A 21,591-nucleotide genomic window follows, 5' to 3' on the forward strand; every position below is an offset into this window, starting at 1 on the left:
GCACGAAAGGACCCGGGGGCTTCGCTGCCCGGATCCTCTGCCAAGGAGAATAGCCCACATGACTTCCGGTCCGGCAGGCCAAGCGGCGGGATCTTCTGTGCCGCCGATCACTCGCCCTCCTTCCCGCGTTCAACGGAGCGCAACGCTCCGTACACAGGACGGGGTCGGCATCGAGGCCGCGTACGACCCCGGGCCCGACCCCGCGGGAGAGCTCGCGATCGTGCTCGCGCACGGCTTCACCGGCGGCCTCGACCGGCCGCACGTGCGCCGCGCCGCGGGGGTCTTCGCCCAGCGTGCGGCCGTGATCACGTTCTCTTTCCGGGGGCACGGGGCGTCCGGCGGGCTCTCCACGGTCGGCGACCGCGAGGTGTTCGATCTGGCGGCCGCGGTGGAGTGGGCGCGCTCGCTGGGCCACGCGCGCGTGGTGACCGTGGGTTTCTCGATGGGCGGTTCCGTGGTGCTCCGGCACGCGGCGCTCGCCGGGGCCGAGCACGGGGGGCGCACGGAAGCGCGGGTTGACGCGGTGATCGCCGTGAGCGCTCCGGCACGTTGGTTCTACCGGGGGACGGCGCCGATGCGGCGGCTGCACTGGGTCGTCACGCGTCCCCTGGGGCGCGTGGTGGGCCGCCTCGGTCTGCGCACGCGGATCCACCCGCACGAGTGGGACCCCGTTCCCCTCTCGCCGGTGGAATCGGTCCCGCTGATCGCGCCCACGCCGCTCCTGATCGTGCACGGCGACCGGGACCCGTACTTCCCCGTGGACCACCCCCGGATGCTGGCCGCCGCCGCGCGGGGCGGGGCGGAGCTGTGGCTGGAGGAGGGCATGGGGCACGCGGAGAACGCGGCGGACGACGCCCTGCTCGGTCGGATCGCCGAGTGGGCCACGGCATCATGGACGTCGGCAACCGCCGACCGAGAGGAGCTGCCATGGTGAACGGCACCATTCGTTACTGGGCCGCGGCCAAAGCAGCCGCAGGCGTCGCGGAGGAGCCGTACGCCGCGACGACGCTCGCCGAGGCGCTGGACGCGGCACGCGAGCGACACCCCGGTGAGCTGGTCCGTGTACTGCGGCGATGCTCGTTCCTCATCGACGGCGACCCCGTGGGTACCCGTGGGCATGAGACGGTACGGCTGGCCGAGGGCGGCACGGTCGAGGTGCTCCCGCCGTTCGCAGGAGGGTGAGCAGCGACATGAGCGATCCGCGATATCAGGGGTACGAGGGGTACGTGGACTACGACCCCTACCGCCAGGAATATCCCCCTGCCCCCGAGCAGCAGCAGCAGCCTTACGCTCCTGAGCAGCAGCAGCAGCCTTACGCTCCTGAGCAGCAGGGCTATCCCTCCGAGCAGCAGCAGCAGTACGCCGCTCAGCAGCAGTACCAGTACCCCCCGCAGCAGCAGCCGTACGCCCAGGACTCGTACACCCAGCAGTGGGAGGGGCAGACCTGGGACACGCAGGTCCAGCCCTCTCCCGTGGTGGACGTGACGGATACGGCCTATCTGCCCCCGCAGGCCTATGGGCAGCCGTTGCCTTCGGAGCCCGCCGCTGCTCACGCCGAACCCGGCAGCCTTGGTGGCCATGCCCACCTGCCCATGGCCGGGGCGGAGCCCGAGCCCGAAGCCGACCCCACCACCTACGGCCCCGCCACCACCACCGGCAACCCCCGCGTCACCGACGCCCAGCGCGCCCGTGCCGAAGGGCGGTCGCCGGTCATAGAGCCGGGGATCCAGCCCGCCGCGCTGACCGCCGTCCTCGGGCTTCTGCTGGCGGTTACGGCCGCCATCGGGCAGTACGCACTCCTCGTCCCCCTCATCCTGCTGCAGGCCGTCACCGCCGCCGGATGGTTCCGGCTCAACGGGATGTGGCCCGCGCGGCAGGGCATCGCGCTCGCCTTCATGGGCGGTGTCGTCGCCGACATCGCGCTGCTCGTCACCGGCAAGGCGCACGCGCCCGCCGCGATCCTGGGCACCCTGGGCGTGTGGGTGCTGCTCGTGCTCGTCCTGCAGCTGCGCAGCCGCGCATCCGCCGACGAGCGGATGTACGGGCTGATGGCGACCGTCGTGTCCGCCGCCCTCGCGATCATCGCGACCGGGCATCTCGCGGCGTCGGACGACGCCGTGACGGTGGGCGGCATCGCCGTCGCGGTCGCCGTGATCGCCCGCGCGCTGCCCCTGCCGACGCCCGCCTCCGTGGTCGTCGCGCTGCTCGCCGCCGCCGGAGCGGGCATCGCCGTCGGCGGTACGACGGACTTCGGCAGCAAGGGTGCACTGCTCGGCCTCGGTGCCGGTGTCTGCGCGCTGATCGGCCACCGCGTGGCCAGCTACGACTATCCGTCGCGCTTCGTGCACATGACGGCGGGTGTCGCCCTGCCGCTCGCGGCGGCCGCCCCGGCCGTCTACGTCCTGGGACGTGCCATCGGCTGACGGCTGACGGCGGAAGCCGATCGTCACGGCTGATCGTCACAGCTGATCGACAGGTCCCCGGTCGGGCTCTCCCGCCGGGGACCTGTCCTTTAGGCTCGCGGCAAAAGACAGTTGAGTCGGGGGCACAAGGTGGGGGAACACCGGACATGAGCAAGCGCGCCGTACGAATATCTCTGACCGTCGTCGTGATCCTGGGGGGCCTCTTCGTGGGCGCCGACCGTCTCGCGGTGGGCTTCGCGGAGGACGAGGCGGCGGAGAAGCTGCGGACCAGCGAGGGGCTGAGCGAGACACCCGACGTCTCCATCAAGGGCTTTCCCTTCCTGACGCAGGTCGCGGGCGGCACGCTCGACGACGTCGAGATCGGCATCCAGGACTACGACGCCACCTCCGGCTCCGACAAGATCCGCATCGCCGATCTGAACGCCCGCATGCAGGGCGTCGAGTTCTCCGGCGACTACAGCTCCGCCACCGCCGACAAGGCCACCGGCACGGCCCGGATCTCGTACGACGAGCTGCTCAAGGAGGCGCAGGGCGAGCCGCCGGTCAAACTGCCCCTCGGCGCCACCGGCAAGGTGGTCGGGCTCTCGGACGGCGGCGACGGCAAGATCAAGGTCGAGGTCGAGGTGAGCAAGGGCGGCACGAAGCTGCCCAAGCCGGTGCACGTGCTGAGCTCGGTCCGGGTCGAGGACGACACGATCAAGGTGAACGCCGACGAGATCCCGAAGAAGTTCGAGGTCATGGGCGTCTCGATCCCCCTCCCCGAGGGTCTGGTCCGCGATGTGACCGACTTCGAGGAGAAGGTCAGCGGCCTGCCGGGCGGCATCAAGATCGACGAGGTGACGCCGGCCGAGGACGGCGTGGACATCTCCGTCAAGGGCACGAACGTGAAGCTCGCGGGCTGATCCCCCGGCGGGGCCGTGAACAGCGGCCGTTCCGCAGTACGAGACAGAGCCGTCCGCGCGATGGATGCGGCGCGGGTGAACGGAGCCCTCCGCCCCCGCGCGGACGGCTTCGTCGTTCAATCAATCCCACATCGTGGATGATCCCGTCTCATCATCCGACACGCCGGTGACACGGCAGCCCTTGCGTCCTTACGATCGGACGCATGCAGCGACAGGCGGACCTCACGAAGCGGCGGGCAGTAGACCTGTGCCGCGTCGCCGCCATGCTCTGTCGCACCTTCTGAGCGGGAGCTCCGACTCCCGTATCCCCCGGCCCGTTGACCACGTCAGGGCCACCCCGTGCCGCCGTACAGCGCGACTCGACGCATCCGTGCATTTCGTTCCGTACCCGGCACCCCCTCGCACAGCACCGCAGCCCCGCCGCAACTGCCCCGGAGGAGAAGAAGTATGAGCCGCAGCGACGTCCTGGTAGACGCCGACTGGGTCGAGGCCCACATCGACGACCCGAAGGTCGCCATCGTCGAGGTCGACGAAGACACCTCCGCGTACGACAAGAACCACATCAAGAACGCGATCCGCATCGACTGGACCGACGACCTCCAGGACCCGGTCCGCCGCGACTTCGTCGACCAGGAGGGCTTCGAGAAGCTCCTGTCCGGCAAGGGCATCGCGAACGACACGACCGTCGTCCTCTACGGCGGCAACAACAACTGGTTCGCGTCCTACGCCTTCTGGTACTTCAAGCTCTACGGCCACCAGGACGTGAAGCTCCTCGACGGCGGCCGCAAGAAGTGGGAGCTCGACTCCCGCGACCTCGTCGACGGCGACCAGGTTCCCAGCCGCCCGGCCACCTCGTACAAGGCCAAGCCGCAGGACACCTCGATCCGCGCCTTCCGCGACGACGTCGTCTCCGCGATCGGCGCCCAGAACCTGGTCGACGTGCGCTCGCCCGACGAGTTCAGCGGCAAGCTGCTCGCCCCGGCGCACCTTCCGCAGGAGCAGTCGCAGCGTCCGGGCCACGTCCCGTCCGCGCGCAACATCCCGTGGTCGAAGAACGCCAACGACGACGGCACCTTCAAGTCGGACGACGAGCTCAAGGCCCTCTACGAGGACGAGCAGGTCGACCTGGCCAAGGACACCATCGCGTACTGCCGCATCGGTGAGCGCTCGGCGCTCACCTGGTTCGTCCTGCACGAGCTGCTCGGCCAGACCAACGTCAAGAACTACGACGGCTCCTGGACCGAGTACGGCTCCCTCGTCGGCGTCCCGATCGAGCTCGGCGCCAACAAGTAAGTCACCACACCCTCCCCGAACCCCCGCAGTGACCAGCTAAGGACGAACGCATATGTGTGGAGCGAAGGCCGGCGGACCCGACGCCTCGACGATCAAGCCCGGCGAGACCACCATCCAGGGCCAGGTGACCCGCGACGGCGAACCCGTCAGCGGCTACGTGCGCCTGCTCGACTCGACCGGCGAGTTCACCGCCGAGGTCCCGACCTCGGCGACCGGCCAGTTCCGCTTCTACGCGGCCGAGGGCACGTGGACGCTGCGCGCCCTGATCCCGGGCGGCACGGCCGACCGTACGGTCGTGGCGCAGACGGGCGGCCTCGCGGAGGTCGCGATCGCGGTCTGACGACCGCGGATCACTGACGGCCGGAGAGCCGCACCCCAGGGGGTTGGACGCCACTTGGAACGGGGTGCGGCTCTTCGGCTTACGCTGGATCCATGTACGCGCGAAGGCGGCACGCCTACTTCGCCATGATGGGGACGTGCATCGCCCTCTTCGTCCTGGCGTGGGGTGTCGTACGGCTCTGGTCGATTCCCGCCGCGGTCGCCATGTGCGTCGTGGCGATGGTGATCCCGCCGGTCGCGGCCATGGTCGCCAACCGGCGCGGTCCCGACGACCGCTGGTGGGACGACCCCTCGGGGGACTCGAAGTCCGACGAGTGGTGGGACGAGCTGGACGGGAAGCGGCGGCCGCCGCGTCAGTAGACCGACAGCGGACCACCCAGCGGCGGAGAACTCAGTAGACGAGCGCCTGGGTCCCGTCCGCCATGGCCTCCTGCACGAACACCTGCGCGCCCGCGATCCGCACCCCGTCGATCACGTCCTTCTCGGTGATCTCGCGGCGCGCCGCGCACTGGGTGCAGAGCGTGATCCGTCCGGCGGCCACGATCGAGTCGATCAGGTCGGGGAGCGGTGCCGCGTGCGGCAGTTCGAACTCCGCCGCGCGCCCCGGCAGCGCGAACCACGCGGACTCACCGGTCAGCCAGAGGGAGACCTCCACGCCGCTGGCCACGGCCACGGCCGCCACCGTGAACGCCTGCGAGCAGCGCTCGGGTGCGTCGGCCCCGGCGGTCACCTTGATCACGAGCTTCTTCGCCATGGCGGCATCGTAAGGCCACGCCCTGTCACCCCCTGCGCCACCACCCGTAAGGCCACCTCGCAGAGAGGGGCGGGCCGCGCACGACTAGAGTGGGAGCGGCTCTGATACCTGCCCCAATAGCTCACCGAGGAGCACCCCGTGCTTGAGGCCTTCTTCTCCGCCCTGCTGGTTCTGGTCTGCGTCGGCGTCATCGCGTTCGCCGGACTGTCCGTGAAGAAGCTGTACCAGGGTCAGCGCTGAGCCCCGTACGCTCGTACGCCCCGTACGTCACCTAGAGATCGCCTGAGCTTCCCATGATCGAGATTCCGTCCGACCTGCACCCCGACCTCGTGCCCCTCGTTTGGCTCCTCGGCAACTGGGCCGGCGCGGGCGTCACCGACTTCCCCGGCGCCGAGAAGGCGAATTTCGGCCAGGAAGTGTCCTTCTCCCATGACGGGCGGGACTTCATCGAGTACCACTCGCACACGTGGGTGCTCGACGCCGACGGCAACAAGGTCAAGCCGCTGGAGTCCGAGTCGGGCTTCTGGCGCATCGACAAGGACCGCAAGGTCGAGACCGTGATGGTGCGCGACGACGGCGTCGTCGAGGTCTGGTACGGCGAGCTCGCCGACCAGAAGCCGCAGATCGACCTGGTCACGGACGCGGTCGCCCGTACGGCCGCCTCCGGCCCGTACACCGGCGGCAAGCGTCTGTACGGGTACGTGAAGGGCGACCTGATGTGGGTCGGCGAGAAGCAGACCCCCGAGGTGCCGCTCCGTCCGTACATGTCGGCGCAGCTGAAGAAGGTCGTCTCGCCCGAGGACGTCGCCGAGATGGCCAGGGGCCTGGGCGATCTGCCGGACGACGGCATCGCCTTCTTCAAGTAGGCCGTCGGTTTCTTCAAGCAGGCCGTCGGCTTCTCCCAGCAGGTCCTGGGGCCGGTGGGCCTAGACTGCCTGTGTGGCGAGCACCGATTCCGACTGGAAGAGCGACCTGCGACAGCGCGGCTACCGCCTGACGCCGCAGCGTCAGCTGGTCCTCGAAGCCGTCGACACCCTTGAGCACGCGACCCCCGACGACATCCTCTGCGAAGTGCGCAAGACGGCGTCGGGGGTCAACATCTCCACGGTGTACCGGACCCTGGAGCTCCTGGAGGAGCTCGGCCTCGTCAGCCACGCCCACCTGGGGCACGGGGCTCCGACGTACCACCTCGCGGACCGCCACCACCACATGCACCTGGTGTGCCGGGACTGCACGAACGTCATCGAGGCGGATGTCTCGGTGGCCGCCGAGTTCACCGCGAAACTGCGGGACACGTTCGGCTTCGACACGGATCTGAAGCACTTCGCGATCTTCGGCCGCTGCGAGAACTGCTCCGGCAGGGGCGCCAAGGCCGCCGACGGCGTCGAGGAATAAGAACGGCCGCCACCGGGTCGTAGTGTGGGTGAACATGAAGAGCCCCCTCCTGTCCTTGCCCGGCGCCGTCCCCGCCGAGGGCGTGGACGAAGGCGTCGCCGCCCACTACGGCGACCTGTTCCGTGAGCAGCGCGCCCTCGCCGACGGCACCGGTCTCGTCGACCTGTCGCACCGCGGTGTCGTCTCCGTCTCCGGCCCCGACCGGCTGAGCTGGCTGCACCTGCTGCTCACGCAGCACGTGACCGAGCTGCCCGTCGGCCGGGCCACCGAAGCCCTGATCCTCTCCGCGCACGGCCACATCGAGCACGCCCTCTATCTCGTCGACGACGGCGAGACCGTCTGGGCGCACGTCGAGCCCGGCACGCAGGACGCGCTTGTCGCGTATCTGGAGAGCATGAAGTTCTTCAACCGGGTCGAAGTCGCCGACCGCACGGACGAGTTCGCGGTCGTGTATCTGCCGGCCGGTTCGATCGCGCCGGTGGGGGACGGTGTCGTCGTACGGGAGACCGCGCACGGGCGCGACCTGTTCCTGCCGCGTGCCTCCCTGGAGTCGTACGCCGCCGAGAACGGCCCCGCGATCGGCATCCTCGCCTACGAGGCGCTGCGCGTGGAGGCGCACAGGCCGCGGCTCGGCTTCGAGACGGACCACCGCACGATCCCGCACGAGCTGGGCTGGATCGGTACGGCGGTGCATCTGCAGAAGGGCTGCTACCGCGGCCAGGAGACGGTGGCCCGCGTCCAGAACCTGGGCAAGCCGCCGCGCCGCCTGGTCTTCCTGCACCTGGACGGCAGCGAGGTGCACCTGCCGGTGGCGGGGACGGAGCTGCGCCTCGCCTCGGAGGGCGAGGAGGGCCGGAAGCTGGGCTTCATCACGACCGCCGTACGCCACCACGAGCTGGGCCCGATCGCCCTTGCCCTGGTGAAGCGGAACGTGCCGCTGGACGCGGGGCTGCTGGCGGGGACGACGGCCGCGGCGCAGGAGGTCGTGGTCGAGCCGTAGCGCTGCGGGGCAATCGGGTGGGCGGGCGGTCACATCTCCAGGAGCACCGTGAACGGCCCGTCATTGGTCAGCGAGACCCGCATCTGCGCGCCGAAGCGGCCGCAGGCCACCGTCGCGCCCAGCGAACGGAGTTGGGCCACCACCTCGTCGACGAGGGGCTCGGCGACATCGCCGGGCGCGGCCGCGTTCCAGGTGGGCCTGCGGCCCTTGCGCGCGTCGCCGTACAGCGTGAACTGGCTGATGACCAGCAGCGGGGCGTCGATGTCCGAGCAGGACTTCTCGTCGGTCAGCATGCGAACGGACCAGAGTTTGCGGGCCAGTTGGGCCGCCTTCTCCTTGGTGTCCTCGTGGGTCACGCCCACCAGGACGCACAGTCCCTCGCCGTTGATCTCGCCGACCGTCTCGGGGCCGTTCTCGCCCTCGACGACGACGCTCGCTCCGTCCACCCTCTGCACCACAGCACGCATATGGCCCATCATGCCGTGCTCCGTACGGCGGCGATGACGCCGGATGCGCCGCCCGAGAGGTTGGCCTGAACCCCCCATCTGGGGCCGAATGGGGCCACTCGCTCACATAGCGGCCACTGGTGGTGGCACCATGCTCACACGCGGTGTACCGCGCCGGTCGAGGGGACGGTAGAGCCACATGAGCACATCCAGTACGGGGCAGCCGCCCGGACCTGTGTCGCTGACCCGCATGAGCGCTGCGCGACGTACGAACGTGCCGCGGCCGCCCATGCAGCGCACGGGCAGTGCGGTCCTTTCCGAACAGCCCGAGCACGACCTGGCCACGCTGCTCCTGCGCGAGCTGCGTGAGCTGCGCAGGGACGCGCAGCAGAACGAGGCGGACCTGAGCTATGTCCGGCGCCTGCTCCAGGGGCGGATCGACATCCTGCGGGCGGAGGTCGCGCGCCGCAAGGACCCGTCGGCGCCGGGGCCCGAGGGGCCGCTGGTGCACCGGCTCTCGGAGATCCTCACGGACGGGCCCGCCCGGCACCGCTCGTCGGCCCGGCACGTGACGCTGGGCACGCCGCACAGCGCGGAGTACGGCCTCCTGGCCACGGAGATGCTCGCCGAGGTCGAGCTCTCCGACCTGGACGCGCGTACGGACGACGAGCTGCACACGGCCATGGGGCGGCTCATCCGCTACGAACAGCAGGTTTCCCGGCGCCGCCAGCAGCTGCAGCGCACGGCGGACGATTGCAGCGCGGAGATCGCCCGCAGGTACCGTGAAGGTGAAGCACAAGTAGACGACCTGCTCTCGTGACCCGGTGATCCCGGCCTTTCGCGGGCGGCCGTCGCGCCACCCCCCGCCCCGGAAGGCCGAAGATGACCTCGACGTCCGCCGAGTCCACCGCCACCCCTGTCATATCCCCGGTCCTCGCCGAGGTCGTACGTTCCGGCTTCGTGGAGGGCCGTCACAGGGGAAGCCTGGTGCTGCTCGCTGCGGACGGCAGCGTGGATCTTGCGATGGGGGACGTCACGGCCCCCGTCTTCCCGAGGTCCGCCAACAAGCCGATGCAGGCGGCGGCGGTGCTGCGGGCGGGGCTCGACCTGGCGGGCGAGCGGCTCGCGCTGACCGCGGCGAGCCACTCCGGGGAGACCTTCCACCGGGACCTCGTCCAGAAGATGCTGGCCGAGCACAGCCTGACGGCGGCGGACCTGCAGTGCCCGCCGGACCTCCCGCTGGACGCGGTCGAGGCCGAGACCTATCTGGCAGCGGGTGCCGTTCGTGACCGGGTCACGATGAACTGCTCCGGCAAGCACGCGTCGATGCTGGCGGTGTGCGAGCTCAACGGCTGGCCCACGGATTCGTACCTGGACCCGGCCCACCCCCTCCAGCAGCTGATCCTCCAGGTGGTCGAGGAAGCGGCGGGGGAGAAGGTGGCGGCCGTCGGCACGGACGGCTGCGGCGCGCCCCTGATGGCGATCTCCCTGACCGGCCTCGCCCGCGCCTTCCGTCACTTCGTCCTCGCCCCCGAGGGCTCGGCCGAGCGCCGGGTCGCGGACGCGATGCGGGCCCACCCCGAGTACGTCGCGGGCACGCGCCGCCCCGACACCTGGCTCATGCGGGAGATCCCCGGTGCGCTCTCCAAGATGGGCGCCGAGGCGGTCCAGGCGTTCGCGCTGCCGGACGGCCGTGCGCTGGCCTTCAAGGTGGACGACGGGGGGATACGGGCCCTTGGCCCCGTCCTGGCCCGTGCGCTGCGGCTGGCGGGCGTGGAGGCGGACGTTCTCGCCCGGGTCGGCCGCGCGCCCCTGCTGGGCGGCGCCGCCGAGGTGGGGGAGATCCGCGCGGCGTTCTAGCGCGGATCTCTTGGATCTCTTCGGTTGGTGGCTGACCGGACTCCCGGCTCCCCTCCGGATGGGAGCCCGGTCAGCCAGCTCTGTCAGCCCGACTGGGCGAGCAGCAGGACGAGGATCGCAGCCCCGACGCCGCTGATTTTGATGTTGTTGGCCTTGATGCCCACGGTCAGCAGGACGAAGGCGACGATGCCCATCGGTCCGTACTTCCACTGGATGAGCTGCTCGAATCCGATGGCGAGGGCGGCGATGACGATGGCGATGAGCGGCATGACGTTCCCCCTTTCGGGACGGGGCTGTCGGGCCCCGGCCCATCAGGTTGGCGGCCTTCCGGTGGGCAGTGGCTGGCGGCCAACCCCTGAGGGTTCCTGCCAGGTTGCCTAAGTTGGCTACCAACTTCACCTGAGTTATCTCCGCGATGGCTCGATTCATAACCACCTTCCGAGCAACTCCCCAAAGATGGCGCGAAGTTGTACTGTTTGGTTGTGAGCCCGGATCCTGCACCAGTCAATGGGTTGAAGAGGCCGCACAGGTCTCACCGCGAGGTGGCCGACGAGTTGCGCGACCGGATCAGGTCCGGGTTGCTTCGACCGGGCCAACGCATGCCTACGCAGGCCGAGTTGGCCGACGAGTTCGGTGTCGAGCGCGGCGCGATACGTGAGGCGCTGCGCACGCTGCAGGGAGAGAACCTGCTGGCGAACGTGTCCAAGGGGAGCCCGGCCACGGTCGCCGAGAACTCGAAGCACGCGCTGTCCGGGCCCGGCGGCGTCAAGCCGCAGCCCACCATGGTCGGTCTTGCCCCGCGCATCGCGGCCGCGTTCGAGGCCGACCACGTGGAGATCGACGCGCTCTGCCTGACGTCCATCTCGCTCACGATGGCGATCGGCGAACCGCTCCGTCAGATTCACGCCGGGCAGCGGAAACCGGCCAAGGTCTCCGTCCGCGTCCTGCTGCCGAGCCGCAGCATCGACCTCGCCTTCCCCGCGCCGGTGGTCAGCGGGGACGACGAGGGCGGGCAGGTGCACAGGCGGTGGCTCGACCAGCGCAACGCACAGGGGCAGGTGCTCCGCCACAACCTCCAGGCGCTGCGGTCGTCGCACGGCATCGACGTGGACGTCTCGTTCCGCGCGCTGCCGTTCACGCCGCCGGTGAAGCTGTATCTCCTGAACGGCTCCGAGGCACTCTTCGCGTACTACACCCTCGCCAAACAGAGCGAGCAGATCGACCACGAGCCGCTGGAGATGTACGACGCCCAGGGCGCGCAGTCGATGCTCTTCCCCTTCCACCAGGGCGACGGGTTGCGGGACACGACGTTCGTGGAGCAGTCGCATCTGTGGTTCAACGCGCTGTGGGGCACGATCAGCCAGGACCTGGAGCTGGCGCGCGGCTAGAGCTGGCGCGCGGCTGGATCGCGGGGTTGGATCGCGGGGCTAGATCGCGGGGCCGGTCATCATCAGTGCCAGAACGACGGCGCCGATGGAGCTGCAGGTGGGGCTCTTCGCCTTGATCCCGATGGTCAGCAGCAGAAGTCCGATGAGGCCGGTGGCCCCGTACTGCCACTGCACGAACTGCTCGATGGTGATGGCGAACGCGGCTGCGAGGAGGGCAAGGACGGCCATGATGGTTCCCCCTTCTGCCATCTCGGATGAGTTGGCAACCAACTTCACTTAAGTTGTCCCCACTTGGTCCCACAACATAAACAACTTCAAGACAACTGCCCTGAGATGGTGCGGAGTTGTATCGTCTGGTCGTGACCCAGGAGAACGTTGCAGTGAACGGCAGCAGAAAACTCACCCCCCAGGACATCGCCGACACCCTCCGCGACCGCATCCGCTCCGGCGACCTCAAACCGGGCGACCGCCTCCCCACGCAAGCAGTGCTCGCGGAGGAGTTCGGCGTGGAACGGGGGACGGTGCGCCAGGCGCTGAAGACGCTGCAGAGCGACGGCCTCCTTGCCAACGTGAGCAAGGGCAGCCCGCCGCGGATCGCGGCGGAGCCACCGGGGGCGGCGCCGTCGGCAGGCGTGGAACCGCAGGCGTCGATGGTCGGCCTCGCGCCGAGGCTCGCGGCGGCGTTCTCGGAGCCCCAGGTGCGCATAGACGTGGTCTCGTACACGGCGGAGACGCTGATGATCGCGCTGGGGGAGCCGGTGCGGCACATCCACGAGGGACTCATCCACCCCAAGTCGATCAGCGTGCGGATCATGCTCCCCAGCAGCGACATCGACCTGGCCTTCCCCCGCCCGACCAGCGGCAAGGACGAGGGCGGCAAGGTCCATGGGCGGTGGCTGGCGCTGCGCAACACCCAGGGCCAGGTCCTGCGCCACAACCTGCGCGCGCTGCGGTCCTCGCACGGCATCGACGTGGACGTCTCGTTCCGCGCGCTGCCGTTCACGCCGCCGGTGAAGCTGTACCTCCTCAACCAGCGGGAGGCGCTCCTCGCCTACTACACGATCGAGCGCAGCATGCTGGACGTGGACAGCGCGGAGGTGGAGGCGTTCGACGTCTCGGGGCTGAGATCCCCGCTCTTCTCCTTCGAGAAGGACGCGGCGCCGCGGGATGCCGCGTTCGTGGAAGAGTCCCAGAAATGGTTCGACGCGCTCTGGGCAACCATCGCGACGGAGCTGACACTCTCTTAGTGACTCCTGATACGACGCAGACTGAGCGGATGGCAGAAGAGACAGAAAAACTGCGGGAACTGATCAAGCGCGCCCGCTTCGTACTCTTCGACTTCGACGGACCCATCTGCCGGCTGTTCGCCGGGCACTCGGCCGAGCGGATCGCGAGTGATCAGGTCCGCTGGCTCGAGGAGCGGGGGCTGCGGGGGTTGCTGACCGAGGAGGAGCGTGCGGAGCCGGACCCGCACGCGGTCCTGCGCGCGGTCGACCGCAGGCACCCCGGCAGCGATCTGGTGGCCGAGCTGGAGGAACGTCTCACCCAGCAGGAGCTGACGGCGGTGGCATCGGCGTGGCCCACGCAGTACGCGGATCCGCTCATCATGACGTGGCACGCGATGGGCTCGCGCCTGGCCGTCACCACGAACAACTCGCCGCGGGCGGTGAATCGTTACCTCGAGGGCCGAAGCCTCCAGCGCTGCTTCGACCCGCACATCTACGGCCGCACCCAGGACCTCCACCTCCTCAAGCCCCACCCGCACTGCCTCCACCGGGCCCTCAGCGCGATGGGCGCAAAACCCGCGGCGGCACTGATGATCGGCGACGCCCCCACGGACTACGAAGCGGCGCTGGCGGCGGGAGTGGACTTCTTGGGCTACGCGCGTAACGAGCGCAAGGCGAAGCTGCTGAAGAATGCGGGGGCAGCCTGTGTGGTGAGTTCGCTGGAGCCGGTGCTGCAGGTGTTGCGGAGTCAGGCCTGAGCCATCAGGAGCAAGAAGATCATGGCCGATGCGGACAGGCAGGTCTTGTTCTCCGCCCGTATACCGATGCCGAGCAGCACCAGGGCGAGGATCCCCAGGCTGCCGTAGCGCGACTGAAGCAGCTGTTCCATCCCGAAGCCGATGACGGCCGAGAGCAGCTGGAAGAAGATCATGGGTCCCCACCCCTCTTGGTTCGCCGGTCGAACCAGCGAAGCGATCAACTTTCCGTCCAACTTCCGTACCCCCGCGTCAAGGACGACCCCGCCGACCCGCGTCCACAGCAGCGCCTGCGCGACATCACACGGCGGCACACGGCATCGCTGAGCAACGCACTGCGGGACCTGCACACCGAAGGACTGGTGCCGGAGGTGAACGTAGCGGTGCGCCACGTGCCCCTGACCCCCGCGTTCAAGCTCTACCTGCTCAATGGCGCCGAGGCGCTGCACGGTCCGTACGAGGTGATCGAGCGCCGCATCCAGCTGGACGACGGCGAGGAGATCGACGCCCTGGACGTGCTCGGACTCGGCTCGGCCCTCACCCACTATGTGCGGGACGAGAGGCCGGAATCGCAGGGGTCCCTCTTCGTCGACAGCATGCAGAGCTGGTTCGATTCCTGCTGGGAACTGCTGGCCAAGCCGTAAGCGATACGGCACGCGGCGGAAGCTCTTCGAACGTCACGCCCCCTAGGAGTGGCGCTTACCTCGTTGAGCCCATCGTTTACCGCTCACGCGTCGTGAGTGTCCTCATGCACCACTAGGGTGTGCATCACTTTCGCCTCTATCGCGTGACTATCCAGGAGCGGCCCGTGGGCGTGTCATCTGTGCCCTGTCCCCCGCCCCAGGTATCCGCGGAGGAGCATGCAACTCCCGACCCTTACGACGGATTCGTCGAGCACGCCTTGCGGCACGGGACGATGACCCGTGGCCACCACAACCTGAACTATGTGCTTCCCCTGACGGAATCCATGGCCCGGTTGGTCGACCGCTATCCCGGGCGGCCCGTCACCGTGCGGATGCGGATGCGGGACGCGCTGCCGGTCGTCATCCGGACCTGGCAGGACGAGTCGGAGATCCTGCGGGCCATCAAGGGCGTGCTGCCCCACGTGCCGGAGTTCCTGGCCAAGCGAGGCGACTCCGCGGTGCACAGCTATGTGGAGGGCGTGCCGTTCTCCAGCATCTGCCAGAACGGCAAACCGGTCGACTCCCTGCTGATCAAGGCCCTGGCCGGACTGCTCGCGCAGATGGCCCGGGTGCGCAGGGAGGCGCTGCCTCCACTGCCGGCGGACTGGCCCCGTATAGACAAGGGCGGGCCGACGTTCCTGCGGACACTCGCCGAGCTCGCCGAGCGCCAGATCCGGCAGCCCAACTGGGCTGAGTTCGGTGGCCTCTTCGCCGCGCTCGGCATTCCCGACGACGCGCTGCTCAGGCTGGCGGAGCGCGTGCCCAGCATGGCCCGCCGCCCCTACAGCCTCCTCCACACGGACCTGCACCGCGACAACGTGATCTTCTCCTACGGCGGTGATCCACCGCTGATCTGCGTGGACTGGGAGCTCGCCACCTTCGGCGATCCGCTGCACGACCTGGCGACGCACCTCGTCCGTATGCGGTACCCGGAAGATCAGTGGAGCGAAGTGATCGAGGCCTGGGCAGCGGCGATGGAGGAGGTCAGACCAAGGGCGGTCAACGGACTGTCCCGGGACCTGGATCACTACGTCGCCTTCGAGCACGGCCAGTCCGTCTACCCGGACGTCATGCGCGCCGCCAAGTCGCTGGGTGGGTCGTCCGACCGCAAGAGCCTCGACGGGGCGACCCGTGCGGTGCGCGAGGCGCTGGAAGTCGCGGCTGTTCCGCTTCAGCTGCCGAACGTGCCGGACGAGGAAGAGATTCGGGGGGTCCTTTTCCGCTGGCAGGCCGCCCGGTTCGGTGGACGGGCCGATGGCGTGCGGCAGGCGACTCCGATCTGCTGGGAGCCGAACGAACGCGTGCCGGAGCACCGCGCGTTCCCCCGGTCCGCCGTACTCGAAGCGCTGATCGAGGAGGGCGCTGCCCCGGCCTCCCAGGTCTTCAAGGGGACGGCCCACCTCAATACGGTGGTCAGGGTGCGCGCGATCGATTTTCCGGTCGTGGTCCGGCGCAAACTGAGCTCCGCGGAGCGCCGTGAGCGCAGCATCCTCAGCGAGCACGCGGTGCTGAAGGTCATCGAGGAATCGGGAGAGCCGGTTCGGGCGCCCCGCGTACTGGCCCTGGGCGCCAGTCATTTGCACGATCAGTTCGCGATCCACTCCTACGAAGGGCCGGGTGCCGGAGACCTGCCCCCGGAGCACCCCGTGGACGGTCTGCGCCCCGCCGAGGCCGACCATCTGGTCGACCAGCTGGGCGCGTTGGCCCGCATCGGGACCGAACAGCTGGACCCCACGGTCGGCAGGACGGACTTCTACCCGTGGCTCTGCGACGAACTGGCGCGACTGGTACGTGAGTTGCCCAAGGAGTCGCAGAAGCTGGCCAGGGAGCTAGGTCTGCCGGACAGCTACCGGCTGTGGGAGCTCTTGAGCCGTCACCAGCTCACGCCGCGCCGGCCCTCGCTGCTGCACGGAGATCTCAACCCCTGGAATCTCGTACGGCATGACGGTGCCAGCGGACCACTCACCGTCATCGACTGGGAGATGGCGATGGTCGGTGACCCGCTCTACGACCTGGTCCGCCACATGCATCTGACCCCGACCCGTCCTGAGATCAGGCAGCGCATGTTCGCCCGCTGGGTCGGCTGCCTTCCGCCGGAGTGCACGGAGGGGTGGAAGGACGACTGGCCGGTCTACCGCTGGATCGAGGGGGTCCGGTCGGCCTACGTGGACCTCGACAGACTGGTGACCGGCGCCGATCTGGACGCCCCCAATGTGCAGCGTGCCGTCGACTCGTACGCGATGACCTTGGCCGCGGCGAAGGCGTCCCTGGGGCTCCGGGGGCTCCGGGCCAGCCCAACGGCCAATCCCTACCTTGCCCGTGCTCTTCCGCACGGTCAGCATGGAGTGTTGAGGTCGATGCCGTAGAGGCATGCTCGGGGGAGGGCTCGCGTGGCAGGAACGGTGAACGGGGCAGCGGGCAGTGGCTTAGGCGCGTGGTTTCGTAGATACAGGGCTCGGTACGAGTCGGCGGCTACGCGTGTCCTGCTGCTCGGCATCTTTGTCACCGGGCTGACCGCGCAGTTCGTGAAGCCGGTCGGTGACGCTCTGGAGGGCCAGGCGTTTCTGGGGGGAGCGCTGCTCAGCCTGGTCGGATATGTGCTGTACAACGCGGTCCAGGAGCTCGCTGTCTCCTCTCGCCCTCCGGACCGCGGGCTGGTCAACTCCCGTGACCTGGGCAGTCTTGTGGGCGAGGCATTCGAATCCAGGAAAGTGGAGATCTGCTTCCTCGGCTACACGGGAGAGACGCTTTACAACGAGCTGTATCACCGGCTCGAGAGCCTGCTGGACGACCCTGGGCCCACAAAGCGGGTGTCGATCAGGATGCTGATACCGGACTTCGGGCGTGAGATGGCGGTTCCCTCGCGCGTCGGCCCCGACGGCAAGCCCGTCGACTACCCGGAGTTCCGGGCGCGGTTGGAGGCCAAGTGCAGGGAGTACGACCAGATTCTTTCCCGGCTCGCTGACCGGCTGACCGCTGACGGCAGGGTGACGGCCCAGTGCGAGTACCGGCTCTACAACGGAGATCCGCGGGACAAAGTCTGCATCTTCAACAAGGAGTTGGTGCTCTGCGGCCCCTACGACGTGGTCGCCACCATGCCCCTGCAGGATCCCGACTGCGAGGTCTACGACCCCAAGGGATACAACACGGATCTTGCCGTCCGCTCCCGGAAGGAGGGGACGGCTGCCGCCGAGACGGCGGTCGCGACGCAGATCAGTCACTTCGAGGGGGTGTGGAAGCTGGCGGCCACGCCTTCGTGGCGCCAGTGAGCCGGGGTTTCCCGCTTCAGGTTCACGCCGTCCGCCTCCTGAACAACACCCCCGAAGCCCCCACCGAGACGGCGAGGATCCCCGCGCACCAGGCCAGGGCCACCCAAGGTGTATGACCCACCTGCTGGTTGAGGAGCAGGCCCCGCAGGGAGTCGATGACCTGCGTCACCGGTTGGTTGTCGGCGAAGGGGCGGAGCCAGTCCGGCATGGTCGAGGTCTCCACGAAGGCGCTGCTCGGGTAGGGGAGGAAGCTCACGAAGAAGGTGAAGCCTCCCGCCGCCTCCGGGGACTTGGCCAGGAGGCCCACCGTTGCCGAGAGCCAGGACAGGGCCAGGATGAAGGCCAGGAGGATCGCTGTCGCCGCGAGCCAGGCCGCCGGCGTCGCCGAGGGGCGGAAGCCGATGGCGAAGGCCAGCGCCAGGACCAGGGTCGTGGCGATGAGGTTGCGGGCCACCGAGGCGATGACATGGCCCGTCAGGATGTGTGTGCCGCCGATGTCCAGGGAGCGGAAGCGGTCGATGATGCCGCCCTTCAGGTCCTCCGTCACCGCTGTCGCCGTGTTCGAGGAGCCGAAGCCGGCGCAGAGGAGGAGGACTCCCGGGACCACGTACGTGACGTACGACTGCGTGTCCGTCTTGATGGCGCCGCCGAAGAAGTAGACGAAGATCAGCAGGAGCATCACCGGGAGCGCCATGGATGTGATCAGGGCGTCCACGTTGCGGCGGCTGATGCGGATCGCCCGGCCGGTCATGATCAGGGCCTCAGGCATGGGTCAGCCCTTTCGGCAGCGGTGGGTTCGGTGGGTTCGGTGGGGTTGACGGGGTTGTGAGGGACAGGAAGACCTCGTCCAGCGTTGCCGTGCGGATGGTGAACGTTGCCAAGTCGGTGTGGTGCGGGTCGAGTTCCGTCAGTAGTTTTCGTGCGTCGTTCGCTGTGCCGTCCGTCGGGAAGCCGAGCGTCAGCGTCTCGGGGGAGTGGTGTGTCGCCCTGGGGGCGAGGCGCAGGTAGGCCTCCTTGGTGGTGACCGTTGCGTCCAGGCGGTGGCCCGACACCAGGGATTTCAGCGTCGACGGTGAGCCTTCCGCCGCGATCACTCCCTCGTGCAGCACCGCTATGTGGTCCGCCAGTTGGTCCGCCTCCTCCAGGTATTGGGTGGTCAGGAAGACCGTCGTGCCCTGCGCCGTGAGGTCCCGCACCACCTCCCACATCTCCTGGCGGCTGCGCGGGTCCAGGCCCGTCGTCGGCTCGTCCAGGAAGATGACCTCCGGGTCGCCCACGAGGCCCGCCGCCAGGTCCACGCGGCGGCGCATGCCTCCCGAGTACGTGCGGACCAGGCGGTCGCCCGCCTCCGTGAGGCCGAAGCGGGCCAGGAGTTCGGCTGCCCTGGCGCGGGCCGCCGGGCGGGGCAGGCCCGCGAGCCTCGCCATCATGCGGAGGTTCTCCGCGCCGGTCTGTGTCTCGTCGACCGCCGCGAACTGGCCGGTGAGGCTGATCGCGCGGCGGACCTCGCGCCGCCCCGTACGGATGTCGTGGCCCGCCACCCGCGCCGTACCCGCGTCGGGGGTGGTGAGCGTGGTGAGGATGCGGACGGCCGTCGTCTTGCCTGCGCCGTTCGGGCCGAGGAGGGCGAAGACGGTGCCGGGCGGGACGTGGAGGTCGATGCCGCGCAGGACGGGGACTGCCTTGCGGTCGCCGGGGTCGCCGTACGTCTTGGTGAGGGCTTTGGCCTCGATGGCGGTGGGTTGCATGTGTGCTCCTGGAGGGTGTGGCGCTCTCGCTCTCGCCGCGTCATCGTCTATTGCGTATGACCTACGCATTACTGAGTAATGGTTACGCAGAACTACGATGTGCGTCAAGCACGGCAGCTCAGGAGGAGGCGGCGGCGGGCTATGGCGGTAGGTGGCGAAGGTGCGCGGGGCGAAGGCGCGCGGAGTGAAGGTGCGCGGAGTGAAGGTGCGCAGGGCGAAGGTGCGCGGAGTGAAGGTGCGCAGGGCGAAGGTGCGCGGAGTGAAGGTGCGCAGGGTGAAGGTGGCACGGGGCTGTCCGTGAGCCTTGAGACCGCATGGGGGTTGCGTGAGCGGCCGTCCAAGGGGCCCAAGCCCGGCCTGAGTCTTGACCGCATCGTCGACGCGGGCATCGCCATCGCCGCATCGGAGGGGATCGGCGCGGTCACGATGGGGCGGGTGGCCAAGGCGCTCGGCGCCTCGCCGATGTCCCTCTACCGGTACGTCTCCTCCCGGGACGAGCTGTACGTCCTGATGCAGGACGCCGCTACCGGGGCTCCGCCCGAGATGCCCCCGGAGGTCGCGGGGTGGCGTGCGCGCCTGGAGTGGTGGGCGCGGGCCCAGCGCGAGGTCTTCCGGCGCAATCTGTGGCTCGTGCGCATCCCCATCACCTCGCCGCCCGCTTCACCCCACTATCTGGAGTGGATGGAGCAGGGGCTCGCGGCGCTCGACGACAGCGGTCTCGAGGAGGGCTGGAAGCTGTCCGTGCTCATGCTGGTGGGCGGGTTCGTGCGCAACGAGGTCACGCTGATGGCCGATCTGGACGGGGCCATGAGGGCGGGGGGCCAGGAGCCCGACGAGGTGATGCGGCAGTACGCGCGCACGATCGACGCGCTGACCTCGACCGACCCCGAACGGTTTCCGGCGTTGCGGCGGACCCTCGCGGCGGGGGTCCTCGACGTCGCGGACGCCGAGCCCATGGAGTTCGAGTTCGGGATCGGGCGGGTGCTGGATGGGGTGGCTGTGTTGGTGGGGGATCGGTAGGTCGTTGGCCGTTGGCCGTGGGTCGTAGGCCGTGGGTCGTAGGCCGTGGGTGGTGGGTCGTCGGCCGTGGGTCGTTGGGGTGCGGGATGTGGGTGGGAGGCCTGCGGCGCAGCGGCGGCGGGTGGGGGTTGCGGGTGCGGAGTCGGTTCGCGGGCGGCGGCGGGGCCGTGCCGGTATGTCCGTACTCGCTATCTCGGTCCGAGCGCATGGGTGCTTCGGCGGGGGAGTTGATTCGTACCGTGCTCCGTGCGGACATACCGGCACGTCCCCTCGCGTCTCGTCGCCGACTGCGGGCGCGTGGGTCCGGCCGGGCTGTCGAGGCCTGAGCCCTCGTCACGCGTATGGCGTCAGTCCCGAACGCAGTTGCCCGAATGCCCGGTTCGCCGCCACCACCGCCTGTGGCCACACCGCTTCCGCGCTCTCGCCCGCGTCGATCCGGCGCCAGTTCTCCAGGGCGAGGATGCGTTGTACGGCGATGATCTGGCCGGCGGCCAGCCGTGCGGCCAGTGCGTCGGTGTCCGGTGACCTGTCCGACTTGCTGTCGCTCAACGCCTCGCCCAGCGCCGCCTCCGACCGCTCCTGGTAGCCGTACAGCCGTGCCACCAGCGACGGCGTTCCGTACAGGAGTCGGTGGAAGGCGAGTACGTGGACGTTGTCGCACAGGCCGGTCACCGGGTCCTGTTGCTCCAGGCCGTCGAGGAAGCGGCGCTGCAAGGCGTCCAGGGGGGAGCGTTTCGCGGGGCGCTCGGCGACCACGCGTGCCGCCTCGTCCACGTGGTCGGCGAACCGGTGGAGTACGAGGTCCTCCTTGGCCGGGAAGTACCGGAACAGGGTCGGCTTGGAGATCTCGGCGGCCGCCGCCACCTCCGCGACCGGCACCTTCTCGAACCCCTTCTCCAGGAAGAGCGCGATCGCCGCGTCGGAGACCGCCTGGTACATCCGTTGCCTCTTGCGCTCGCGCAGGCCGGGGCCGCCGGGGTCGGTCGCGGTTTCGGGGTCGGTGGGGGTGTCTGGCTGTTCGTCCTTCATGGCCATGGGGGGAGCCTATCGCATTTGTGATTCTCGGTAATAAATTTAACTCGGTTACATT

The 21,591-nt window shown here is 69.2% G+C and carries 28 protein-coding genes; 20 read left to right on the forward strand and 8 right to left on the reverse strand.

The window, feature by feature from the left end; all coding sequences use genetic code 11:
- The first annotated feature begins 58 nt into the window (after positions 1-58).
- The 8 genes from AC07AG_RS19765 to AC07AG_RS19800 all read left to right on the forward strand — a co-directional run bounded on the left by AC07AG_RS19765 (position 59) and on the right by AC07AG_RS19800 (position 5,317).
- A complete protein-coding gene (locus AC07AG_RS19765; RefSeq protein ID WP_478756365.1) occupies positions 59-934 on the forward strand; it encodes an alpha/beta hydrolase in 876 nt (291 codons plus the stop codon).
- Positions 928-1,182 (forward strand): MoaD/ThiS family protein, encoded by a 255-nt coding sequence (locus tag AC07AG_RS19770; protein WP_160505846.1) that lies wholly within the window; start codon positions 928-930, stop codon positions 1,180-1,182. Before AC07AG_RS19765 ends, AC07AG_RS19770 begins: the two co-directional genes overlap by 7 nt.
- Positions 1,183-1,190: 8 nt before the next feature.
- Positions 1,191-2,423, forward strand: a complete 1,233-nt coding sequence (locus AC07AG_RS19775) for a hypothetical protein (protein ID WP_478756366.1) — start codon at positions 1,191-1,193, stop codon at positions 2,421-2,423.
- 146 nt (positions 2,424-2,569) lie between these two features.
- The gene (locus AC07AG_RS19780; protein ID WP_478756367.1) at positions 2,570-3,325 is read left to right on the forward strand and encodes an LmeA family phospholipid-binding protein; all 756 of its coding nucleotides are present in this window, start codon (positions 2,570-2,572) and stop codon (positions 3,323-3,325) included.
- 203 nt (positions 3,326-3,528) lie between these two features.
- Positions 3,529-3,609: a putative leader peptide gene (locus tag AC07AG_RS19785; RefSeq protein WP_351007875.1), complete on the forward strand. Its 81-nt coding sequence runs from the start codon at positions 3,529-3,531 to the stop codon at positions 3,607-3,609.
- A 163-nt stretch (positions 3,610-3,772) separates the two neighbouring features.
- Positions 3,773-4,618, forward strand: a complete 846-nt coding sequence (locus tag AC07AG_RS19790) for a sulfurtransferase (protein WP_478756368.1) — start codon at positions 3,773-3,775, stop codon at positions 4,616-4,618.
- A gap of 52 nt (positions 4,619-4,670) precedes the next feature.
- Positions 4,671-4,958: a DUF1416 domain-containing protein gene (locus AC07AG_RS19795; protein ID WP_160505842.1), complete on the forward strand. Its 288-nt coding sequence runs from the start codon at positions 4,671-4,673 to the stop codon at positions 4,956-4,958.
- 92 nt (positions 4,959-5,050) lie between these two features.
- Positions 5,051-5,317, forward strand: a complete 267-nt coding sequence (locus AC07AG_RS19800; RefSeq protein ID WP_478756369.1) for a DUF3099 domain-containing protein — start codon at positions 5,051-5,053, stop codon at positions 5,315-5,317.
- Between the two features lie 31 nt (positions 5,318-5,348).
- Here AC07AG_RS19800 and AC07AG_RS19805 read toward each other — a convergent pair whose 3' ends face one another.
- A complete protein-coding gene (locus tag AC07AG_RS19805) occupies positions 5,349-5,711 on the reverse strand; it encodes a DsrE family protein (RefSeq protein WP_478756370.1) in 363 nt (120 codons plus the stop codon).
- A 293-nt stretch (positions 5,712-6,004) separates the two neighbouring features.
- Between AC07AG_RS19805 and AC07AG_RS19810 the strand changes: the two genes are divergently transcribed.
- From AC07AG_RS19810 to ygfZ, 3 genes are all read left to right on the forward strand, one after another.
- Positions 6,005-6,577, forward strand: a complete 573-nt coding sequence (locus tag AC07AG_RS19810; RefSeq protein WP_478756371.1) for a heme-binding beta-barrel domain-containing protein — start codon at positions 6,005-6,007, stop codon at positions 6,575-6,577.
- 73 nt (positions 6,578-6,650) lie between these two features.
- On the forward strand, positions 6,651-7,106 hold the full coding sequence (locus AC07AG_RS19815; RefSeq protein WP_478756372.1) for a Fur family transcriptional regulator: 456 nt from the start codon (positions 6,651-6,653) through the stop codon (positions 7,104-7,106).
- 34 nt (positions 7,107-7,140) lie between these two features.
- Complete coding sequence (gene ygfZ / locus AC07AG_RS19820) at positions 7,141-8,106, forward strand: CAF17-like 4Fe-4S cluster assembly/insertion protein YgfZ (RefSeq protein ID WP_478756373.1); 966 nt, start codon at positions 7,141-7,143, stop codon at positions 8,104-8,106.
- Between the two features lie 29 nt (positions 8,107-8,135).
- Here ygfZ and dtd read toward each other — a convergent pair whose 3' ends face one another.
- A complete protein-coding gene (gene dtd, locus AC07AG_RS19825; protein WP_478756374.1) occupies positions 8,136-8,573 on the reverse strand; it encodes a D-aminoacyl-tRNA deacylase in 438 nt (145 codons plus the stop codon).
- A 178-nt stretch (positions 8,574-8,751) separates the two neighbouring features.
- Between dtd and AC07AG_RS19830 the strand changes: the two genes are divergently transcribed.
- Together AC07AG_RS19830 and AC07AG_RS19835 are read left to right on the forward strand one after the other, a co-directional pair.
- Positions 8,752-9,372, forward strand: a complete 621-nt coding sequence (locus AC07AG_RS19830) for an RsiG family protein (protein ID WP_478756375.1) — start codon at positions 8,752-8,754, stop codon at positions 9,370-9,372.
- A gap of 62 nt (positions 9,373-9,434) precedes the next feature.
- Positions 9,435-10,412, forward strand: a complete 978-nt coding sequence (locus AC07AG_RS19835; RefSeq protein ID WP_478756376.1) for an asparaginase — start codon at positions 9,435-9,437, stop codon at positions 10,410-10,412.
- 83 nt (positions 10,413-10,495) lie between these two features.
- Here AC07AG_RS19835 and AC07AG_RS19840 read toward each other — a convergent pair whose 3' ends face one another.
- Positions 10,496-10,681, reverse strand: coding sequence for a hypothetical protein (locus tag AC07AG_RS19840; RefSeq protein WP_478756377.1), 186 nt, complete (start codon positions 10,679-10,681; stop codon positions 10,496-10,498).
- 207 nt (positions 10,682-10,888) lie between these two features.
- On the opposite strand from AC07AG_RS19840, the gene AC07AG_RS19845 reads away from it, so the two are divergent.
- Positions 10,889-11,800, forward strand: a complete 912-nt coding sequence (locus AC07AG_RS19845; protein ID WP_478756378.1) for a FadR/GntR family transcriptional regulator — start codon at positions 10,889-10,891, stop codon at positions 11,798-11,800.
- Positions 11,801-11,839: 39 nt separating this feature from the next.
- On the opposite strand, the gene AC07AG_RS19850 is transcribed toward AC07AG_RS19845, so the two are convergent.
- Positions 11,840-12,028, reverse strand: coding sequence for a hypothetical protein (locus tag AC07AG_RS19850; protein WP_478756379.1), 189 nt, complete (start codon positions 12,026-12,028; stop codon positions 11,840-11,842).
- 125 nt (positions 12,029-12,153) lie between these two features.
- Here AC07AG_RS19850 and AC07AG_RS19855 point away from each other — a divergent pair, with 125 nt between their 5' ends.
- Positions 12,154-13,047 (forward strand): GntR family transcriptional regulator, encoded by an 894-nt coding sequence (locus AC07AG_RS19855; protein WP_478757026.1) that lies wholly within the window; start codon positions 12,154-12,156, stop codon positions 13,045-13,047.
- Complete coding sequence (locus AC07AG_RS19860) at positions 12,996-13,784, forward strand: HAD family hydrolase (protein ID WP_478756380.1); 789 nt, start codon at positions 12,996-12,998, stop codon at positions 13,782-13,784. Before AC07AG_RS19855 ends, AC07AG_RS19860 begins: the two co-directional genes overlap by 52 nt.
- On the opposite strand, the gene AC07AG_RS19865 is transcribed toward AC07AG_RS19860, so the two are convergent.
- On the reverse strand, positions 13,775-13,957 hold the full coding sequence (locus AC07AG_RS19865; RefSeq protein ID WP_478756381.1) for a hypothetical protein: 183 nt from the start codon (positions 13,955-13,957) through the stop codon (positions 13,775-13,777). The genes AC07AG_RS19860 and AC07AG_RS19865 overlap by 10 nt on opposite strands.
- 15 nt (positions 13,958-13,972) lie before the next feature.
- Between AC07AG_RS19865 and AC07AG_RS19870 the strand changes: the two genes are divergently transcribed.
- The 3 genes from AC07AG_RS19870 (at position 13,973) to AC07AG_RS19880 (ending at position 17,733) form a co-directional block, all read left to right on the forward strand.
- Positions 13,973-14,425, forward strand: a complete 453-nt coding sequence (locus AC07AG_RS19870) for a hypothetical protein (RefSeq protein WP_478756382.1) — start codon at positions 13,973-13,975, stop codon at positions 14,423-14,425.
- A 164-nt stretch (positions 14,426-14,589) separates the two neighbouring features.
- Positions 14,590-16,830 carry a phosphotransferase gene (locus AC07AG_RS19875; protein WP_478756383.1) on the forward strand — a complete coding sequence of 747 codons (2,241 nt, stop codon included), beginning with the start codon at positions 14,590-14,592 and terminating at the stop codon, positions 16,828-16,830.
- Positions 16,831-16,854: 24 nt separating this feature from the next.
- Entirely contained in the window at positions 16,855-17,733 is an 879-nt protein-coding gene (locus AC07AG_RS19880) for a hypothetical protein (RefSeq protein ID WP_478756384.1), read from the forward strand.
- A gap of 22 nt (positions 17,734-17,755) precedes the next feature.
- Here the strand turns inward: AC07AG_RS19880 and AC07AG_RS19885 are convergent, their stop codons facing one another.
- Both AC07AG_RS19885 and AC07AG_RS19890 read right to left on the reverse strand, forming a co-directional pair.
- On the reverse strand, positions 17,756-18,502 hold the full coding sequence (locus AC07AG_RS19885; RefSeq protein ID WP_478756385.1) for an ABC transporter permease: 747 nt from the start codon (positions 18,500-18,502) through the stop codon (positions 17,756-17,758).
- Positions 18,495-19,481, reverse strand: a complete 987-nt coding sequence (locus tag AC07AG_RS19890; protein ID WP_478756386.1) for an ABC transporter ATP-binding protein — start codon at positions 19,479-19,481, stop codon at positions 18,495-18,497. The genes AC07AG_RS19885 and AC07AG_RS19890 overlap by 8 nt, the downstream gene beginning before the upstream one ends.
- 297 nt (positions 19,482-19,778) lie before the next feature.
- Here AC07AG_RS19890 and AC07AG_RS19895 point away from each other — a divergent pair, with 297 nt between their 5' ends.
- A complete protein-coding gene (locus AC07AG_RS19895; protein WP_478756387.1) occupies positions 19,779-20,501 on the forward strand; it encodes a TetR/AcrR family transcriptional regulator in 723 nt (240 codons plus the stop codon).
- Between the two features lie 333 nt (positions 20,502-20,834).
- On the opposite strand, the gene AC07AG_RS19900 is transcribed toward AC07AG_RS19895, so the two are convergent.
- Positions 20,835-21,530: a TetR/AcrR family transcriptional regulator gene (locus tag AC07AG_RS19900; protein ID WP_478757027.1), complete on the reverse strand. Its 696-nt coding sequence runs from the start codon at positions 21,528-21,530 to the stop codon at positions 20,835-20,837.
- Between the last annotated feature and the right edge of the window lie 61 nt (positions 21,531-21,591).

It is taken from the genome of Streptomyces sp. NPDC044044 (assembly GCF_056434405.1).